Annotated in this window: 13 protein-coding genes and 1 pseudogene; 3 read left to right on the forward strand and 11 right to left on the reverse strand. The window is 69.3% G+C overall.

Translation table 11 applies throughout. The annotated features are described in order from the left end of the window. From ACTWQR_RS09685 to ACTWQR_RS09695, 3 genes are all read left to right on the forward strand, one after another. The gene (locus tag ACTWQR_RS09685) at window positions 1-2,145 is read left to right on the forward strand and encodes an acetate--CoA ligase family protein (protein ID WP_443226533.1); all 2,145 of its coding nucleotides are present in this window, start codon (window positions 1-3) and stop codon (window positions 2,143-2,145) included. Window positions 2,146-2,259: 114 nt separating this feature from the next. Next, window positions 2,260-3,666 carry an OFA family MFS transporter gene (locus ACTWQR_RS09690; RefSeq protein WP_443226534.1) on the forward strand — a complete coding sequence of 469 codons (1,407 nt, stop codon included), beginning with the start codon at window positions 2,260-2,262 and terminating at the stop codon, window positions 3,664-3,666. A 290-nt stretch (window positions 3,667-3,956) separates the two neighbouring features. Then, a complete protein-coding gene (locus tag ACTWQR_RS09695; RefSeq protein ID WP_443226535.1) occupies window positions 3,957-4,346 on the forward strand; it encodes a hypothetical protein in 390 nt (129 codons plus the stop codon). Window positions 4,347-4,460: 114 nt separating this feature from the next. Here the strand turns inward: ACTWQR_RS09695 and ACTWQR_RS09700 are convergent, their stop codons facing one another. From ACTWQR_RS09700 to ACTWQR_RS09750, 11 genes and pseudogenes are all read right to left on the reverse strand, one after another. Next, window positions 4,461-5,522 carry a sugar phosphate isomerase/epimerase family protein gene (locus tag ACTWQR_RS09700; RefSeq protein WP_443226536.1) on the reverse strand — a complete coding sequence of 354 codons (1,062 nt, stop codon included), beginning with the start codon at window positions 5,520-5,522 and terminating at the stop codon, window positions 4,461-4,463. 117 nt (window positions 5,523-5,639) lie between these two features. Next, on the reverse strand, window positions 5,640-7,082 hold the full coding sequence (locus ACTWQR_RS09705; RefSeq protein ID WP_443226537.1) for a nucleotide pyrophosphatase/phosphodiesterase family protein: 1,443 nt from the start codon (window positions 7,080-7,082) through the stop codon (window positions 5,640-5,642). Then, on the reverse strand, window positions 7,079-8,248 hold the full coding sequence (gene eboE, locus ACTWQR_RS09710; RefSeq protein WP_443226538.1) for a metabolite traffic protein EboE: 1,170 nt from the start codon (window positions 8,246-8,248) through the stop codon (window positions 7,079-7,081). Before eboE ends, ACTWQR_RS09705 begins: the two co-directional genes overlap by 4 nt. A 3-nt stretch (window positions 8,249-8,251) precedes the next feature. Beyond that, complete coding sequence (locus ACTWQR_RS09715; RefSeq protein ID WP_443226539.1) at window positions 8,252-9,139, reverse strand: TatD family hydrolase; 888 nt, start codon at window positions 9,137-9,139, stop codon at window positions 8,252-8,254. Next, complete coding sequence (locus tag ACTWQR_RS09720; protein WP_443226540.1) at window positions 9,139-9,834, reverse strand: EboA domain-containing protein; 696 nt, start codon at window positions 9,832-9,834, stop codon at window positions 9,139-9,141. Before ACTWQR_RS09720 ends, ACTWQR_RS09715 begins: the two co-directional genes overlap by 1 nt. Next, window positions 9,831-10,928, reverse strand: coding sequence for a sugar phosphate isomerase/epimerase family protein (locus ACTWQR_RS09725; protein ID WP_443226541.1), 1,098 nt, complete (start codon window positions 10,926-10,928; stop codon window positions 9,831-9,833). The genes ACTWQR_RS09720 and ACTWQR_RS09725 overlap by 4 nt, the downstream gene beginning before the upstream one ends. Before the next feature lie 563 nt (window positions 10,929-11,491). Beyond that, a pseudogene (locus ACTWQR_RS09730) lies at window positions 11,492-12,295 on the reverse strand (SCO3242 family prenyltransferase); the annotation flags it as partial. A gap of 275 nt (window positions 12,296-12,570) precedes the next feature. Then, a complete protein-coding gene (locus ACTWQR_RS09735; protein ID WP_443226542.1) occupies window positions 12,571-13,731 on the reverse strand; it encodes an inositol-3-phosphate synthase in 1,161 nt (386 codons plus the stop codon). A 162-nt stretch (window positions 13,732-13,893) separates the two neighbouring features. After that, window positions 13,894-15,321, reverse strand: coding sequence for a ThuA domain-containing protein (locus tag ACTWQR_RS09740; protein ID WP_443226543.1), 1,428 nt, complete (start codon window positions 15,319-15,321; stop codon window positions 13,894-13,896). A 12-nt stretch (window positions 15,322-15,333) separates the two neighbouring features. Then, complete coding sequence (locus tag ACTWQR_RS09745; protein WP_443226544.1) at window positions 15,334-17,850, reverse strand: PQQ-dependent sugar dehydrogenase; 2,517 nt, start codon at window positions 17,848-17,850, stop codon at window positions 15,334-15,336. Between the two features lie 88 nt (window positions 17,851-17,938). Then, window positions 17,939-18,943: a sugar phosphate isomerase/epimerase family protein gene (locus tag ACTWQR_RS09750; RefSeq protein WP_443226545.1), complete on the reverse strand. Its 1,005-nt coding sequence runs from the start codon at window positions 18,941-18,943 to the stop codon at window positions 17,939-17,941. Window positions 18,944-18,948 lie beyond the last annotated feature (5 nt).

Here is an 18,948-nt window from a genome sequence, read left to right on the forward strand (position 1 = left end):
ATGGCCGAAGACCGGGTGCTCAGGGTGCGCACGCTCCTCGAAGCCGTGCGGGCCGAGGGGCGGACCGCGCTGACCGCGCCCGAGGGCAAGGTGATCGCCGACGCGTACGCGATCGCCGTCCCCGGCGAGGAGTTGGCGACCGACGTCGAGGAGGCGGTGGCGTACGCGGCACGCTTCGGCGGGCCCGTCGTAATGAAGATCGTCTCCCCGGACATCCTCCACAAGACCGACGCGGGCGGCGTGATCGTCGGTGTGGAGGGCGCCACCGACGTACGGGCCGCGTTCCACAAAATCATCGACAACGCGCGCGCGTACGCGCCGGACGCCCGGATCGAGGGCGTACAGGTGCAGGAACTGCTCCCCCAGGGGCAGGAGGTCATCGTCGGCGCGGTGACCGACCCGACGTTCGGGAAGGTCGTGGCCTTCGGGCTCGGTGGTGTCCTCGTCGAGGTCCTGAAGGACGTCACCTTCCGGCTGGCGCCCGTGGACGCGGACGAGGCCCTGTCGATGCTGGACTCGATCCGGGCCGCGGAGATCCTGCGCGGGGTGCGCGGCGCTCCGCCGGTGGATCGATGGGCGATCGCCGAGCAGATCCGTCGGGTGTCCGAACTCGTAGCGGACTTCCCGGAGATCGCCGAGGTCGACCTCAACCCGGTGATCGCCACTCCGGAGGGGGCGGTCGCGGCGGACATCCGCGTGATCCTCGCCGACTCGGTGCCCAAGGAGCGGCGCAAGTACACGCGCGAGGAGATCCTCACGTCGATGCGCCGGCTGATGCAGCCCTCGTCGGTCGCCGTGATCGGGGCTTCCAACGAGTCGGGCAAGATCGGCAACTCAGTGATGCGCAACCTCATCGACGGCGGCTTCTCCGGAGAGATCCACCCGGTGAATCCCAAGGCCGATGACATTCTCGGCCGCAAGGCGTACAAGAGTGTCACCGACGTTCCCGGTGAGGTGGATGTGGCGGTCTTCGCTATCCCCGCCAAGTTCGTGGCCTCGGCCCTGGAGGAGGTGGGACGCAAGGGGATCCCCAACGCCGTACTGATCCCGTCCGGGTTCGCGGAGACCGGTGAGCAGGAACTCCAGGACGAGATCGTGGCCATCGGCGAGCGATACGGCGTCCGGCTGCTCGGGCCGAACATCTACGGCTACTACTCGACGTGGCAGGACCTGTGCGCCACGTTCTGCACGCCGTACGACGTGAAAGGCGGCGTCGCGCTCACCTCGCAGTCCGGTGGCATAGGGATGGCCATCCTGGGCTTCGCACGCACTACGAAGACAGGTGTTTCGGCGATCGTGGGGCTCGGCAACAAGTCGGACCTGGACGAGGACGATCTGCTGACCTGGTTCGGTGAGGACCCCAACACCCAGTGCATCGCCATGCACTTGGAGGACCTCAAGGACGGGCGCGCTTTCGTCGAGGCCGCACGGGCGACCGTCCCCAAGAAGCCGGTGGTCGTCCTGAAGGCGGGTCGTACGGCGGCCGGAGCCAAGGCCGCGGGTTCGCACACGGGCGCGCTCGCGGGCGACGACGCCGTGTACGAGGACATCCTGAAGCAGGCCGGTGTCATCAGGGCCCCCGGTCTCAACGAAATGCTGGAGTACGCGCGCGCGTTGCCGGTGCTGCCGACTCCGCAGGGCGACAACATCGTGATCATCACGGGCGCGGGCGGCAGTGGCGTCCTGCTGTCCGACGCGGTGACCGACAACGGCCTCTCCCTGATGGAGATCCCTCCGGACCTGGACGCCTCCTTCCGGAAGTTCATCCCGCCCTTCGGGGCCGCCGGCAACCCGGTGGACATCACGGGCGGCGAGCCGCCGTCGACATACGAGGCCACGATCCGGCTCGGCCTGGAGGACCCGCGGATCCACTCGCTCGTCCTGGGCTACTGGCACACCATCGTGACCCCTCCCATGGTCTTCGCCGAGCTCACCGCGCGCGTGGTGGCCGAATTCCGGGAGCGCGGGATCGAGAAGCCCGTCGTGGCGTCCCTAGCGGGCGACGTCGAGGTCGAGGAGGCCTGCCAGTACCTCTTCGAGCGGGGCGTCGTGGCGTACCCGTACACAACCGAGAAGCCGGTGGCCGTGCTCGGCGCGAAGTATCGCTGGGCGCGTGCGGCCGGGTTGTTGGGGGGCGGTCGATGAGCTGAGAGAGCTCGAACCACGGGGCCTGCGGTGACCGCTCTCCGCGGGCCCCGGCACGAGAAGTACGGACAGGGGGCGCTGGCCAGCTTCTTCGACGCAAGGGGTTCGATCGAAATGGCGACAACAGACATCTCCACCCCCGTCCCCTACAGGGAGGTGACGGACGCCAACGGCCGGATGTACCGGATCGGCGAGACCGATATCGACATCATGGGCCGCAAACGCAAGTGGATGGTCATCCTGCCCTGGGTGGGCATGATGGGCATCAGTTCGGCGGAGTACGCGTTCGCGTCCGCCGAGGACACACTGCACGACGCGCACCACTGGTCCAGCCAGAACATCTACTGGATGCTCACGGCCTGGGTCTTCTGTCAGGCCGCGGTCGCCTTTCCGGCGGGAAGGCTGCGTGAAACCGGCAAGCTGCCGGCCCGTTGGGCGATGATGCTCGGCGCGGGCGGGACACTGATGGGCTATCTCTCGCTGGCCTACGCGCCGAACGTCGCACTCGCACTCGTCGGCTTCGGTGTGTTCAGCGGTATGGGCGCGGGCATGGTGTACGCCACCTGCGTCAACATGGTCGGCAAGTGGTATCCGGAACGCAAGGGCGGCAAGACCGGCTTCGTCAACGGGGGCTTTGCTTACGGCTCGGTGCCCTTCGTCTTCCTGTTCACCACCGTGATGGACATCTCCAACTTCAAGGTCGTCCTGGTCTCGGTCGGTGTCTTCCTCGCCGCGGTCGTGGCCGTCGCAGGCTACTTCTTCATGGACCCACCGAAGAACTGGTGGCCCGCCGATATCGACCCGCTGAACCCGCCGGATGACCCGCGCGCCCGCCGTGCGCTGGAGAAGAACCCACCGGCCGTCCGCCAGTACACCCCCTTGGAGGCCTGGAAGACCGGCCGGGTGGCACTGATGTGGTTCTGTCTGGCGTGCACCTCCGGCGTGAACATCTTCGGTATTTCCTTCCAGATCGATATCGGCGAGCACGCGGGCTTCGCCGGCGGGATCGTGGCCACCGCCATGTCACTCAAGGCGATCGTCAACGGCACCGGGCGCGGTGTCATCGGCTGGCTCTCCGACCTCTACGGCCGCAAGCAGTGTCTGATCTACGTCTGTGTCATCCTGGGCGCCGCCCAGTTCGGCATAATCTGGTCCGCCGAGATCAAGAACCTGCCACTGTTCCTGATCTTCTCCGCGATCTCCGGCTTCGGCGGCGGCGCAATCTTCCCGATGTTCGCGGCCATGACCGCGGACTACTTCGGGGAGAACAACAACGCGACCAACTACGGCATGGTCTACAGCTCCAAGCTCGTCTCCGGTCTGGGCGCGGGTATGGGCTTCATGGTCGTCGATGCCTGGGGGCTCAACGGCGCCTTCATCCTCGCCGGCTGCATCTCGTTCTTCGCCGGCTTCGTGGCGTTGTTCCTCCACCCGCCGGGACGTCCCCACAAGGGCAGCATCTCGCCCAATCCGCAGCCGATCAGCCGCGAGGTGGTCGACGGGCCGGACCGAGCGGAGTGACACACGGAAACCTGGACCGCCCGGGCCTCTGAGACCCGGGCGGTCCCGTCCTGGGCGCCTGCCGAACAGAGACCGCAGCGATGAGGTGCACAGCTCGACCCCGCCCATCAGTTGCCACTGAAATTACCCGCCCTCACAGGTCGAGAAAGATAAAGAAATTGGATCATAAATGCAATCTCACATAAGGCTCAAAAATCACGGAAGTGGGTCCACTAACCCGCGGCCAAAAGTACCCTTCCGTTACGGTAAAAGCTTCGAAACGGAGGAACTTCACGCCAAGAATAAGACAGGTGGCGGCAGTCACCTTGGCGGCTGCGATGTTGATGATCACAGGTGCCAATTCAGCCCATGCCGATGACTATTCGGTTACGCTGCGCAGTTCGAGTGGAACACTCCTCGCTCAGCTGAATTTCATAGACAACGGAGATGACTTCGAAGTCTGGGACCACCGTGCGGATGATCACGGCGTGCGGGCGTACGTAGAACGGTTCTACAACGATCGTTGGCACTTCTTCGCAACCAAGTACAACGGCGGTGGCGCGGGGAGCTACACCGTAATCAACAACGTCGACGTTCTGAGCGCCTTCGCGCACCGGATGAGGATCTGTCGGGTGGACGGCGCAAGCGACGAGAGTCCAGTCGACTGCTCCAACTGGAAGACCTTCACAGAGGTCGGGTAGGTGTGATCCGCCGATGAACTGCAGAGCGCGCCCACCCCTCCGATCTGGGCTGAGCGCGCAACGGTCGGCCCTGGAATGCGCGGATCCAGGGCCGACCGTATGTGTACGAAGTTGTCAGTCGCCGCACCTCTCCCGCAGCGAGTGCAGGTGCTCGCTGGACTTGCGGGCGAAGGCGAAGGACTCTACGGGGTTGTCGTGTTCGGCCTGCCAGTGGTGGTAGTGGCGCCCGCCGGGAGTGCGCTTGGTGACCTTCGAGATGAACTCCTTGTAGTCGATGTCGCCGTCACCGACGTCCACCATCCGGTAGCCGTCGCGGACGGATTCGTCGCGGATGCCGTCCTTGACGTGGAAGAGCGGATAGCGCGCGGGCTGCTTCAGTACGTATCGCAGCGGATCGAAGGGGGCGGGGGTGCCGTCGACCTGCTTGGAGAAGCGGAACTGGCCGGCGAACGCCCAGTAGATGTCCATCTCCAGATAGACCAGATCGGGGTCGGTCTCGGCGAGCAGCACGTCGTAGAGACGTACGCCGGGGCGGTCCGAGGCGAAGGAGAACTCCTCGGCGTGGTTGTGCTGGTAGAACTTCATGCCGCGCTTCTTGGCCGCCGCGCCGTAGGTGTTGAACTCCTCGGCCGCGCGCTTCCAGGCGTCCACCGTGTCGCCGTAGCGGAAGGGTCCCGACGCGGTGCCGATGTGCTTGAGGCCGAGGGCCTGGGCATCGTCGAGGACCTTGGTGAGGTTCTGGGCGAAGGTGTACGCGTTCGGGTCGCTGGAGTAGTAGCCGACGTGGCTGCCTATGGGGTTCAGGCCGTGGTCGCGGGCCAGCCGCTTGAGCTGGGCGAGCGTGATGGGGCCCGCCGAGCCCTGGGTGTATCCGGCGAACTCGACCTCGTCGTAGCCGTACTTCGCCAACTCGGCGAAGACGGGGGCGAATCCGAGCGTGGAGACCTTGTCACGCAGGCTGTACAGCTGGATACCGAGCCGACCGGGCGGCAGGACGGGGCGGCCCCGGCCCGCTTCGGCGGCCGCGGCGGGGGTGGCGGCGGTGCCGAGCAGGGCGGCCGCGGTGGCGCCGGCGGCCACGCCGAGCATGCCTCGTCTGCTGAGGCGGTGGGTGAGTTCGGGGTCGTCGTTCTTGCTGGTGGAGGCCGTGAAGGCGGTGCGGCTGGTGCGGCTCATGCCTGGAACTCCTCGTTGTCGGAGGGCGTTGTCAGTGGTGAGTGCTTCACTTGTGACCAGTCGGAAGAGACGGGCCTGTGAGGGGCCGGCGGGCCGAGGTCCGCCGGTCATGGACGGTCAGTTGAGACCGGCGAGTTGGAGCAGCAGTGCTTTCACATCGGTGGCCGCGACACGGTCGCCGACAGCGCGGGGGGTGGAGCAGATGATGAGCGGACCTTCGTCGTCGCTCAGGGGAAGGCGGCCGTGGCTGCCGCGAATAGGTGAGGGATCGAGAGGCACGACCGCCATGCGGTAGCGCATGCCGAGCTTCTTGCGGGCCAGTGCGCCCGCGGCCTTGACCTTGACGTACGGGTCGAGTGGATCCATGAAGAGCTCGACCGGGTCGTAGCCGGGTTTGCGGTGGATCTCGACGAGCTGCGCGAAGTCGGGCGCGCGGGCGTCGTCGAGCCAGTAGTAGTACGTGAACCAGGCGTCCGGCTCCGCGACGGCGACGAGTTCGCCGGAGCGCGGATGGTCGAGGTGATGGGTCTTCTTGCCCTCGTCGTCGAGGAGTTGCTCGATACCGGGCAGGTCGGCGAGCGCCGCTCTCGTGGCCTCCAAGTCCTCGGGGCGGCGTACGTAGACGTGGGCGATCTGGTGGTCGGCGACCGCGAAAGCTCGTGAGGCCATCGGGTCGAGGTACTCCATGCCGTCCTGCGTGTGCACCTCGAGAAGTCCGGCGCGGCGCAGTGCGCGGTTGATGTCGACGGGGCGGTCCGCGCGGGTGATGCCGTACTCGGACAGGGCGACGACTGTGCGTCCTTCGGCTTGCGCGTCGTCGAGGAGGGGAGCCATGGCCGAATCCAGATCGGCGGCCGCTTGTAAGGAGCGCGGGTCGTCGGGGCCGAAGCGCTGCAGGTCGTAGTCGAGATGGGGGAGGTAGCAGAGGGTCAGGTCCGGGTGGCGGGTGCGGTTGATGTGGCGGGTCGCGTCGATGATCCAGCGGCTGGAGACGAGGTCGGCGCCGGGGCCCCAGAAGTGGAACAGCGGGAACGTGCCGAATTTCTCGGTGAGTTCGTCGTGCAGGGCCGGGGGCCGGGTGTAGCAGTCGGGTTCCTTGCGGCCGTCGGAGTAGTAGATCGGACGAGGGGTGATGGTGATGTCGGTGTCGGCGCCCATGGCGTACCACCAGCAGATATTGGCGACCGTGTAGCCGGGGTGCGCGCGCCGGGCGGCGTCCCACAGTTTGTCTCCGGACACCAGGCCGTTGTGCTGGCGCCACAGGAGTACGTCGCCGAGTTCGCGGAAGTACCAGCCGTTGCCGACGATGCCGTGCTCGGCGGGGTGGGTGCCGGTGAGGAAGGTGGACTGGGCGGCGCAGGTGACCGCGGGCAGGACTGTGCCGAGGTGGGCTCGCGAGCCGGTCTGGGCGAGGGCCTTGAGACGCGGCATGTGGTCGAGGAGACGGGGGGTGAGGCCGACGACGTCCAGGACGAGGAGCGGGGTGGGATCCGCGGCCTTGTCGGTGCCGACCGGCGCCCCCGGGGTCCCGCGAGGGCTCAGGTTCTCGTGGGTGCTCATGGGAGTTCTTTCAGGCCGAGGTCCGTCAACAGGTCGCGGGCGAGAGTGAGTTCTGCGGCGATGCCGTCGGCGAGCTGGGGGCGGGCGCGTGGGCGCAGCTCGGTCGGGAGGGCCTGCCAGGTGTAGGTCTCGACCTCCAGATGGCGGGTGAGCGGGTGCGGGCCGCCGACCAGCCGGGTCAGCGTGTCCTTGAGTACGGGGAGCGTGGAGGTGAGTGGTGCGGCGGGGGCCGCGTGCAGGGGGACGTGGAAGTGGGCGCGCCACGGGGACGCGTCGGGCATCGCGTCTTCCTTGAGGGCCTCGCCGAGATCGTCGGTACCGCGCAGTCCGGCGGCGGTGAGGGTGCGGGTCTGGTGCAGGAAGCGGGGTTCGTCGAAGGCGGCGAGGGCCTCGCGGACTTCGGGGAGATGGGGGTGTTCGGCGTGCAGTGCGGCTGAGAGCTGGGACTTGACGACGGGGACGCGTGCGGTGGTCAGCGCGTCCAGGGCGGTGTGCGGATCTTCGAAGGAGGTGGCGAGATGGCAGGTGTCGAGGCAGACGCCGACGCGGTCGTGGCCGATCGCGGTGAGCGGGGCGATGGCGTCGGCCGTGGTTTCGACGGTGCAGCCGGGCTCCGGCTCCAGGCCGATGCGGATGGAGCGGCCGGTCAGCTCCTCCAGCGCGTCGAGACGTTCGGCGAGAGTGGTGAGGGCCGTGCGGGCCTGGGCTGCCCGGGTGTCGTCATACGCGGTGCGCCAGGCGAGCGGCAGGGTGGAGATGGTGCCCTCGGTGACGTCGTCCGGGAGAAGCCCGGCGAGGACGCGGGCGAGAGCGGTGGTGTGGGTGAGTCGCTCGGCGTCGGCCCAGTCCGGCTTGTACACGCGGTACTTGACCTCGTCGGCGCCGAACCCTTCGTACGGGAATCCGTTGAGGGTGACGACTTCGAGGCCGCGGCCGTCGAGTTCGGTGCGCAGTCGACGCAGGGCGGACGGGTCGGTGACAAGGGCGTGGGCGGCGTCCTTGGCCAGCCACAGGCCGATCCCGAGCCGGTCTCGGCCGAGGCGTTTGCGTACGGGTTCGCAGTGGTCGCGGAGCTGGGCGAGGACGCCGTCGAGGGTTTCGGCGGGGTGGACGTTGGTGCAGTAGGCGAGGTGGACGGTGGAGCCGTCGGGGTGGCGGAAGCGCATGGGTCACACCTCCGTTGTCGCCGGGTCGGTCTTCGGGTCGGTCTTCGGGGCGCCGCGGAGGATGGAGTTGCCCTCGTGGGTGGCATCCGTGCCGGCGACCTCGAGGTCGAGGCGGCCACTGAGCCCGTAGAACGCGACAGGGTTGCGCCACAGCACCTGGTCGACGTCGTCGTCGGTGAAACCTGCCGCCAGCAGGGCGTCGCCCACCTTGCGGGTCTTGAGCGGGTCGCTTCTGCCCCAGTCGGCGGCGGAGTTGACCAGGACCTTCTCGGGTCCATACGCCCGCAGGACCGTGACCATCCGCTCCTCGTCCATCTTGGTGTCCGGATAGACGGAGAAGCCGAGCCAGCAGCCGCCGTCCTTGGCTTCCTTGACCGTGGTCTCGTTGAGGTGGTCGACCAGGACACGGTCCGGAGGCAGCGCGGACTCCCGGACGACGTCGAGGGTGCGGCGCAGGCCCGCCAGCTTGTCGCGGTGCGGGGTGTGGACGAGGGCGGGCAGTTCGTGCTCGGCGGCGAGCTGGAGCTGGACGGCGAGCGCGGTGTCCTCGGCCGGGGTCATCGAGTCGTAGCCGATCTCGCCGACGGCCACGACGTGGTCCTTGACGAGATAGCGGGGCAGTTCGTCGAGGACAGGGGCGCAGCGGGGGTCGTTGGCCTCCTTGGGGTTGAGGGCGAGGGTGCAGTGGTGGGCGATGCCGTACTGGGCGGCGCGGAAGGGTTCCCAGCCGAGTAGGGAGTCGAAGTAGTCGAGAAAGGAGGCGGGTGAGGTGCGGGGCTGGCCGAGCCAGAAGGAGGGTTCGACGACAGCTCGGACACCGGCGGCGTACATGGCCTCGTAGTCGTCGGTGGTCCGTGACGTCATGTGGATGTGGGGGTCGAAGATGCGCATCAGGACTCCTTGCCGTCGGTGCCGGATGTGCCATCGGGGCCGGACGGGGTGGCCGGGTGCTCGGTCAAGGCCAGGACGCGGTGCAGGTCGGGGGGTACGGGACGGTCCGCGGCGGTGCGTTCGTCGGCGTAGTCGCCGAGCATGCGGGCGAGTTCGGCGTCGGCGCGGGCACGGCGGGGCAGGTCGGCCACGGCGTCGACGGGGACTCCGGTGAACAGGCACTTCAGGACGGCGTGCCGCCAGTTGTGGGCGTCCAGGTGCCGGGCGGCGTACGGGCCGACGGCGGCGGCCACCAGCCGGGTGTCGTTGGTACGCAGGGCGTCCTCGACGATCGGCAGGGCGTCGGGGCCCGGCACGAGGTGGGGCAGTGCCTGGAGGACGGCGCGGCGTTCGGCGGCGGTGCCCTGGCGGTAGACACGCGCGAGGGTGTCGGCGTCGGCCTGGGCGGCGTGCAGGAGGAGCATGCGGGCCGTGTCGGCGTACTCGGGTCCGCAGCGGCGGCCCGCCTCGGCGATCCGCAGCTCCCAGACAGAGATGGGTCCGTGGATGCCCGAGTGGGCGGCCGCCTCGTCGAGGGCCCGGTCCAGCCAGGCGCGGGCGGCGCCGTCGAGCCGGGCGTTGAGGCCGGCGTGCAGGGCCGCCAGGGTGGGCGGGGCTTCCGTCGGGGTGCCGGGGGCGTCGTGTAGGTGATTCACGGGGTTCTCCCTTCGGGGGCGACGGTGCCCTCGCCGGGGGGCGGCGGCTGGTCGGCATCTTGGGAGTGGACGGCCGCGGCCGCGTGGTGGAGGAAGAGGAGGGATTCTTCGGCGAGTTGCGGGCCGGCGTGGGAGTGGCGAGGCAGTTCGACGGTGATCAGGCCCTGGTAGCGGGCGGCGGCCAGAGCTTCGAGCACCGGTGGGAAGTCGATCTCTCCGTCGCCGAAAGGGAGGTGTTCGTGGATGCCGCGTCGCATGTCCTCGATCTGGACGTGTCGCAGCCAGGGGGCGGCGGCACGTACGCAGTCGGCGGGTGACAGGGGTTCGAGGCACTGGCAGTGGCCGATGTCGAGGGTGAGACCGAGGACGTCGGGGCTGCCGAGTGCGGTTCGGAGGTGGTGGAAGTCGGCGAGGGTGGCGAGGAGGTGGCCCGGTTCGGGTTCGATGGCGAGGGGGATTCCGGCGGCGGTGGCGGCATCGAGGACGGGGATGAGGGTCTCGGCGAGGCGCTTCCAGGCCGTGTCCTTGTTGATTTCCTGGTCCGCCTCCGCTTCCATCTGGGCGACATCCGCGCCCGCGACTGCCATGTCCGCGCCCGCGACTGCCATGTCCGCGCCCGCGGCTGCCTTGTCCGCTGCCGCGTCCATGGCCTTCGGGAGGATGCCGCTGAAGCAGTGCACTGCGTGGGCGCCGAGGTCGGCGGCGATGTGGACGGCTCGGATGAGCAGGTCGACGCGGCGGGCTCGTTCGTCGGGGTTCGGGTCGAGCAGTGAGGGGGCGTGCTTGCGCCTCGGGTCGAGTACGTAGCGGGCGCCGGTCTCGATGGTGACGCCCAGGCCGAGCTCGCCCAGCCTGTGAGCGAGCCTGCGGGTGCGGGCCGCTAGATCGGGGGCGAGCGGGTCCAGATGCATGTGGTCGAGAGTCAGGCCTATGCCTTCGTAGCCGAGGTCGGCGAGGAGGGAGAGCGCGTCGTCCAGGCGGAGGTCGGTCAGGCCGTTGGTGCCGTAGGCGTAGCGGAGGGGGTGAGTGGTTGGCGCAGGCCCAGGAGCGCTGAGAGGGCTGGGAATGGAGGGACGGCTCGGCTGAGAGGTCACGTCAGGCTCACCTTTCGGCTGAACTTACGGGCGGCCGGGGCGAGTGCGGCTGTCAGCAGAGCCGTGACGGGGGCGCCGGAGCGGGCGGCGAGGGCGGCCTGTAGGGGGATCATGGCTCGGATGCCACCTCCGACGGCTCGTTGGGTGAGTGGGGGTGACGGGTTGAGGGCGGCGTGGAAGAGGGGGCGGGCGGCGGTCGCGGCGTAGACGGCGGCAAGTGCTGTGCGCAGGGCGACTTCGCTCCGGGCGGGAGTGGGAGCGGGAGCGAGGACAGTTGCGGGGGCGGTTGCGGGGGGCCGCGATGCCAGGAGTCGATGGGACACGGGACCTCTCCGTGCGACGCGGGCCTCGGACCTGGGCGTCACCATGACAGCGCGGGTGCCAGGCCTGAAGGTCGGCGTGGAGGCGAGGGCAGCGGCCGCGGACCTCTGCGCAGAGGCGCGGGCCGTGGTTCCCGGAACCCACGTGGGCACGCGCGCCTCGGAGCTGGAAGTCGGCGTCGTGGCGCCTGCCTCCCGGTGAGGACTCGGCGCGGCGGCGCCTGCCCCCCGTTGAGGACTCGGCGCGGCGGCGCCTGCCCCCCGTTGAGGACTCGGCGCGGCGGCGCCTGCCCCCCGTTGAGGACTCGGCGCGGCGGCGCCTGCCTCCCGGTGGGGAGTCGGCGTGGTGGCGCGAGTGGCCGGCCGGTGAGCCGGTGTTGCGGCGTGGGTCTCCGGCCGGGCGGTCAGCGGGTGGTGCGCTTGGTCCCGTGCCTGGTCAGCGTGTGTGATCGCCCAGGTCAGTGCCGTCGTCGTTGCCAGTGCCGTCAACGGGGCCCAGGGGGAGCCCCCCTGGGTTTCGTGGCGGGAGACGGTGGTGATGGCCAGGGTGTGGGTGCCCAGGGTCAGGGCGGAGGGTAATGCCCTACGGGTATCACCGTTGGTGACCGCAGCCCCGAGGAGGAGGTCCAGGGCGCGGGCTGTGGCCATCGCGAGAGGGCCCGCGGGCGTGCGCTTGAGGATCAGGTCGTACGACCAGACCGTGGCGGCCAGTGCGCCGGCGACCGCGAATGGTCGTCGGCCCGCTCGGGACGCCAGGGCCAGGCCCGCCGCCGTCAGGCCTCCGGCCGCTGCCAGAGCCGCGGGCGGTTTGATACGGCCCGAGGGCAGGGGGCGGTGTGGGCGGTCCACGGCGTCCTCCGTGCGGTCGGCCCAGTCGTTGAGGGCCATGCCCGCCTCGTACAGGCAGAGGGAGGAGGCGATGGCCAGCAGGGTGCGGTGGGTCGGGCGTGCCCCGGCCGCGGCGGCTCCCGCGAGTGCGTCGCCGGGGACCGTGAAAAGGGCGGGGAGGCGGAGCAGTTCCACCCAGGGGTTCGGCCCCGACTTCACTTCGCGCGGTCCCGGGCTCTCCTCACGCGATGTCTGACCCACGTCCTTCTCATTCGGTGCGGAAAGCTGATCCGGCGCGGAATTCTGGCCCGGCGCGGAAAGCTGGCCCGGTGCGGAATTCTGGCCCGGTGCAGCAAGACGGCCCGGTGCGGCGAGACGGTCGCCGTCCGCTGCCGTTCGCCCCCTCAGACCCCTCAGAGCCCTCACGTCCCTCAGACCCCTCAGGTCTCTCAAACCCCGCAGACCCCGGAACCCCAGAAGACCTCGCGGCCCCCTCATCGCCGCTCTCCCGAAATCCCCCGCGTGTCCGGCTCCCCAGATCCCTGCCGCAACCGCCCCGCGAACCCCACCAGCTCCACGTACTGCTCGCCCAGAGCCGCAGGCCCCTCCCCCACCGGGTCCTTGAAGTAGAAGCCCAGTTCGCTCAGGGGACCCGACAGGCCCACCTCGTGGGCGCGGGCCACCAGCCGCGCCAGGTCCAGGATCAGCGGCGCCGCAAGGGAAGAGTCGCAGCCCTGCCAGGTCGTCTGCAGGACCATCCGCGTGCCGAGGAAGCCGTCGAAGGCGATGTGGTCCCAGGCCGTCTTCCAGTCGCCGAGCGTCGGTACGTCGTCAATGTGGACCTCGCCCTCTGGGACCGTGCCGAGGGTGTCGGCGAGGACGCGTTCCTTGCCGGCGTTCTTCGCGGCCGCCGCCCCCGGGTCCGCGAGGGCCGCGCCGTCGCCGCCGCCCAGCAGGTTCGTACCGGACCATGCCCGGACCGCCAGGGCGCGCTGCGCGAACATCGGGCCGAGGACCGACCGCAGCAGCGTCTGGCCGGTCTTGCCGTCACGCCCCGCGTACGGCAGCCCGGACGACGCGGCCGCTGACGCGAGCGCCGGGTGGTGCAGACCCGTGGACGGGGTGAAGTTGACGTACGGGCAGTCGGCCCGCAGCGCGGCCGCCGCGTACAGGGAGCTGGCCGGGAGGAGCGCGCCGGCGGGCACGGGTTCCGTGGATGCCACGTTCACCACGACCGCCCGGGCCAGACCGCTCCGGCGGATGAAGTCGCGTATGTCGGAGGCCAGGGCCTCGACCAGTTCGTCTTCGCCTCGTGCGTCGCCGGGCCGGGGACCGCCGAGCATGATCTCCCGGTCGGCGGCGGCCAGTTCGGCGTTCACCGCCGAGGGCAGACCGGGCGGCAGGACTCCACCGGCGGCCAGCGACTCCGCCCGCTTCGGCAGCGGGCAGTCCACCACGTCATGGCCGCCGAAGACGAGAGAGGACAGCGGGGGCAGGCCGCAGTCGGCAAAAGCAGAGGTCTCGGTGACCATGCCCGTCGGCGGGTGCAGCCCGGCGGTCACCGCGGCGCAGCCCGCGACGGCCGTGGTGGCGACAGAGCCGCGGGCTCCGATCAGCCACACCCCCACCCGGGGCGCAGAAGGGGACGCGGACATGGGCAGCCTCCTTGTCGTACGCGAGCCAAAAGGGACAAGACAGAAAGAGACAGAAGGAAGGGACAGAGAAGTAGAGAGAAGTAGAGAGACAAGCCAGAAAGGGACAAGACGGAAAGGGATAAGACGGCGGGCGGAGGTCCGGCGTCCCCCGCCCGCCGTCGCTCAATCGCCCTGCGCGGCCGCTCGCGCCGGCAGTTCCTTGATCCGGATGTCACGGAAGGACACCTGGTCGTCGGCCCCGTGGTTCTGGATGCCGACATGGCCGTCGCGCAGGCTCCGCGCCGGATCGGTGTTGGTGAAATCGTTGATCTTCACGCCGTTGAGCCAGACGCGGAGCCGTTCGCCCTCCACGCGGATCTCGTACGTGTTCCACTCCCCCGGCGGGTTCAGCGCACGGTCGCGCTTCTTGATGTCGGCGGACTGGAAGCTGTACACGGACCCGGTCGTGCGGTCTGCCGCGTCCGTGGCGTCGATCTGGATCTCGTACCCGTTGTTGACGGCCGACCACGGGTCGTCGGAGGCCGGGAAGCCCACGAACACACCGGAGTTGTCGTCACCGGAGGCGCTCGCCATCTTCCAGTCGAGCTTCAACGAGTACGAGCCGAAGCCACCGCCGTCATCTGCGTCGTCGGCGCCTGCGGCGTACCAGAGCATGCCCAGGCCACCGGACGACGTGAGCGTTCCGTCGTCCGAGAGCGAGAACGAACCCGGCCCCGCCTGCTTCCAGTCCGACAACGACTCGGCCGTCCCGTCGAAGAGCGGCGTGTACCCGTTCTCCGGCCGGCAGTCGGCCTGCGCCGCACCGGTCGCCCAGCTGATCCCGCCCAGCAGGTGCTGCCGGAAGGCGGGGTCGGCGAACGACTCCTTGGTGTGACCGCTGCCGGTGTAGAAGGCGCGGCCGCCCCGGTACTCCTGGCACCAGGCGATCGGATGGTCGCCGCTCATCGTGCCGCCGCTGTACGACGACTCGTCGAGCGAGGCCAGGACATGGGCCCGGTCCCGGGGATTGGAGCGGTAGTTGTACCACTCGTCCGTACGGTTCCAGGACTCCTCGAGGTGTGAGGTGGCCGGGTGTGCCCGGTCCTCGACCTCGATCCGCGCCGGCTGGATCGCCGGGTGCGACTGGAAGTACGCGCCGGCGAGGCCGCCGTAGAACTCCCAGTCGTACTCGGTGTCGGCGGCCGCGTGGATGCCCACGTAACCGCCGCCGCGCTTGATGTAGCCCTCGAACGCCCGCTGCTGGGCGTCGTTGAGCACGTCTCCCGTCGTGGAGAGGAACACCACGGCGTCGTACCGGGCCAGGTTGCGCGAGGTGAAGGCGGCTCCGTCCTCGGTCGCGTCCACCGCGAATCCGCCCGCGGTGCCCAGTTCCTTCACCGCGGCGATCCCCTCGGGGATGGAGTCGTGCCGGAACCCGGCGGTCTTGGAGAACACCAGGACCCGCTCCCCTTTGGACGATTCAGCCGATCCAGAGGACTCAGCCGATCCCGAGGATTCAGCGGACCCCTTCGAGGCCGCGGGTCCCGACACACACCCGATGAGCAGGGCGGCGCCGACAACAGCGGTCACCGTTCGGCCAGTTGATCTCATCGCACACCTCCCTCAGCGAGTCGTGAAGGTGAAGTCGTCCACGTCGTACAGCGCCCCGGTCCCGCTCCCCTTGAAGACGAGGTAGAGGGTGGTCGTGCCGCGCGGCGCACCTTTCAGATCGGCGCTGACGTCCTGGAAGGTGTCCCAGCCGCCGGTGACCGGGACGGTCGCGCTGCCGAGCAGACGGCCGGTGGGCGAGCCCGCGCGGATCTCGAGCTTGCCGCCGGTGCCGCCGGAGGCGATCCGGGCGGTGATCTTCTTGGCGTTGCTCAGGACATACGGCTCGAAGGAGATCCAGTCGCCGTTGTTGACGTCACCGACGGTCTTGCCGCCGTGTGCGGTGGTCTTCGTGATGATCGAGACGCCCTGGGACTTGCCGTAGTGCTCGGCCTGCCGGTGCTTGGGCTGGACGACACTCTGGTCGTGCGTGGTGAGCGCCTCCTGGCCGCCGCCTCCGCCGTCGGTGTACTCCGCGTCGAGGACACCGAAGATGTTGGCGTCCTCGTCGTGGCCGCCGTCGGCACTGGTCTGGATGGTGCCGGAGCAGCCGTTCGCCGAGGTCACCGGGTGGCCGTGGCTGTCGTGGCCGAGAACGAAGGTGACCTTCACCTTCGCGCAGTCGATCGCGCCGTCCTCCGGGTCCGTCACCTTCACCTTGAACGGGATGGCGTCACCGAAGCTGAACAGCTGCCCGTCGCCCGGGAGTTCCAGCGTCACCTTCGGCGCGGTGTTCCCGACGACGATCCGCACACTCGCGCTGCCCGTGCGTCCGGTGGTGTCCTTGGCCGTCAGCGTCGCCGTGTAGGTGCCGTTCTTCTTGTACTTGTACGTGGGGTTCGCCGAGGTCGACTTACCGCCGTCGCCGAAGTCCCAGCTGTACGTGAGGGCGTCACCGTCGGCGTCCGTCGTGCCCGCGGAGGAGAACTTCACTCGCAGCGGCGCCTGTCCCGACGTACGGTCGGCCGCGGCCTGCGGCACGGGCGAGTGGCCGTCGGTCGCGTTCTCGATCCGGTACAGACCCGAGTACTCGTCGCCGCCGAACCACGAGATGCCGTAGTCGAGGACGTACAGCGCACCGTCCGGTCCGAACTCCATGTCCATGATCTGCGTGCCGGTCCACGGCACGTCGCTGATGGACTGCACGGTGCCGCTGTCGTCCGACGAGATCCGCTTGATCCAGCGTCGGCCGAACTCCCCGGCGAAGAAGTCACCGTCGTACGCCTCGGGGAACTTGACCGGCGAGTCGAGCGCCGCGTCGTAGTGGTAGACCGGTCCGCCCATCGGGGACTCGGAACCGTCGCCGAACTCCGGGACGGACGCGCCGTCGTACGGAATCCAGGCGGTCTCGGCCGGCGGCAGATCCGTCAGGCCGGTGTTGTTGGGCGAGGTGTTCTTCGGGGCGGCGCAGTCGAAGGCGGAGCCTGAGGTGCCGGTCGCGAAGTCGTAGTCGATGTAGGCGTCGTTGTCACCGGTGCAGTACGGCCAGCCGAAGTTGCCGGGCTTGGTGACGCGGGCGAACTCGACCTGGCCGGCGGGGCCGCGCGTGGCGCTGGCGGCGCCGGCGTCCGGCCCGTAGTCACCCACGTACAGGATGCCGGTCGCCTTGTCGACGCTGAAGCGGAACGGGTTGCGGAAGCCCATCGCGTAGATCTCGGGCTTCGTCTTGTCCGTGCCGGGCGCGAAGAGGTTGCCGTCCGGGACCGAGTACGAGCCGTCGGCGTTCACCTTGATGCGCAGGATCTTGCCGCGCAGGTCGTTGGTGTTGCCCGAGGTGCGCTGGGCGTCGAAGACGGGGTTGCGGTTGGCGCGCTCGTCGATGGGCGTGTAGCCGTCCGACTGGAACGGGTTGGAGTCGTCACCGGTCGACAGGTAGAGGTTCCCTTGCGCGTCGAAGTCGATGTCGCCGCCGACGTGGCAGCAGATGCCGCGGGTGGCCGGGACGTCGAGGATCTTCTTCTCGCTGGCGTTGTCGAGGGTGCCGTCCGCCTTCAGGACGAAGCGGGAGAGCCGGTTGACGCCGTCGAAGGGCGCGAAGTCGGCCGCGGTGCCAGTCTCGGGGGCGTCGCCCGCCGGGGTGTCCAGCGGCGGGGCGTAGTAGAGGTAGATGAAGCGGTTGTCGGCGAAGCCGGGGTCGATGCCGACACCCTGCAGGCCTTCCTCGTCGTGCGAGTAGACGTCGAGCTTGCCCGCGAGTTTCGTGTTGCCGGCGGCGTCGGTGACGCGCAGTTCGCCGTCGCGAGAGGTGTGCAGGACCGAGCGGTCCGGGAGGACGGCCAGCGACATGGGCTCACCGGTCTCGGGTTCGCCCTTGGCGAGGGTGACCTGCTGGAAGTCCTCGGCGGCCGGTGCCGCGGCGGGCGCGGCGCCCGGGGCGGCGTCAGCGGCGCCCGCCGGCGGTGTGGCGAGGGTGAGCGACGCGCCCGCGAGGAGCGCTCCGGTCAGCAGAGCGAGCGCCTTGCGGAGTCGGAGTCTCGGGCGTCGTCTGTGACTCTCGGTTCTGTTGGTGCTGGTGGGGTCGTTCGCGTGCACGGGTTGCCTCCAGAATGGGGCCAGTTGTACATGCGGGTGCGTTACGCCGGGGTGCGCCGTCACCCCGGAGACTCTGCGAGGAGGGTGGCTAGTCGTTGCCGCCGAACGCGGCGTCGAAGGACGCCGACGGCGGCTCGAAGTCGTACGCCTTCAGTCGGGTGAGTGCCTCGGGTGCGCCCTGGAGGCGGTCCATGCCCGCGTCCTCCCACTCGACCGAGATGGGGCCCTTGTAGTCGATGGAGCGCAGCATCCGGAACACGTCCTCCCAGGGGACGTCGCCGTGGCCCGCGGACACGAAGTCCCAGCCGCGGCGCGGGTCGCCCCACGGGAGGTGCGAGCCGAGGCGTCCGTTGCGGCCGTCGAGGCGCTTGCGCGCTTCCTTGCAGTCGACGTGGTAGATCCGGTCGCGGAAGTCCCACAGGAAGCCGACCGGGTCGAGGTCCTGCCAGACGAAGTGCGAGGGATCGAAGTTCAGCCCGAAGGCCGGACGGTGGTCAACTGCCTCAAGGGCGCGCTGAGTTGTCCAGTAGTCGTACGCGATCTCGCTGGGGTGGACCTCGTGCGCGAACCGCACGCCCTCGGTGTCGAAGACGTCGAGGATGGGGTTCCAGCGCATGGCGAAGTCGTCGTAGCCGCGCTCGATCATCGACTCGGGAGCGGGCGGGAACATCGCGACCAGGTGCCAGATCGCGGAGCCCGTGAAGCCGATGACGGTGTCGACTCCGAAGGCGGCCGCGGCACGCGCGGTGTCGGCGATCTCGGCCGCCGCCCGCTGCCGTACGCCCTCCGCCTCGCCGTCACCCCAGATGCGGGCCGGCAGGATCGCCTGGTGGCGTTCGTCGATGATGGCGTCGCAGACGGCCTGGCCGACCAGGTGGTTGGAGATCGCCCAGCACTTGAGGCCGTACTTGTCGAGCAGCTCGCGTCGGGAGTCGAGGTATGTGGAGTCCGCGAGGGCCTTGTCGACCTCGAAGTGGTCGCCCCAGCAGGCGAGTTCGAGCCCGTCGTAGCCGAAGTCGCGGGCGAGTCGGCAGACCTCTTCCAGGGGGAGGTCGGCCCACTGGCCGGTGAAGAGCGTGAAGTTGCGCGGCATGGGAC

The organism is Streptomyces sp. 2A115 (genome assembly GCF_052245575.1).
GTDB lineage: Bacteria > Actinomycetota > Actinomycetes > Streptomycetales > Streptomycetaceae > Streptomyces.

Excerpts from the sequence above, each read along its gene's own strand:
- ACTWQR_RS09750 (WP_443226545.1), bottom strand. The coding sequence starts at position 18,943 with ATGCCGCGCAACTTCACGCTCTTCACCGGCCAGTGGGCCGACCTCCCC.
- ACTWQR_RS09700 (WP_443226536.1), bottom strand. The coding sequence starts at position 5,522 with ATGAGCCGCACCAGCCGCACCGCCTTCACGGCCTCCACCAGCAAGAAC.
- ACTWQR_RS09740 (WP_443226543.1), bottom strand. The coding sequence starts at position 15,321 with ATGAGATCAACTGGCCGAACGGTGACCGCTGTTGTCGGCGCCGCCCTG.
- ACTWQR_RS09705 (WP_443226537.1), bottom strand. The coding sequence starts at position 7,082 with ATGAGCACCCACGAGAACCTGAGCCCTCGCGGGACCCCGGGGGCGCCG.
- ACTWQR_RS09715 (WP_443226539.1), bottom strand. The coding sequence starts at position 9,139 with ATGCGCATCTTCGACCCCCACATCCACATGACGTCACGGACCACCGAC.
- ACTWQR_RS09690 (WP_443226534.1), top strand. The coding sequence starts at position 2,260 with ATGGCGACAACAGACATCTCCACCCCCGTCCCCTACAGGGAGGTGACG.
- ACTWQR_RS09685 (WP_443226533.1), top strand. The coding sequence starts at position 1 with ATGGCCGAAGACCGGGTGCTCAGGGTGCGCACGCTCCTCGAAGCCGTG.
- ACTWQR_RS09735 (WP_443226542.1), bottom strand. The coding sequence starts at position 13,731 with ATGTCCGCGTCCCCTTCTGCGCCCCGGGTGGGGGTGTGGCTGATCGGA.
- eboE (WP_443226538.1), bottom strand. The coding sequence starts at position 8,248 with ATGCGCTTCCGCCACCCCGACGGCTCCACCGTCCACCTCGCCTACTGC.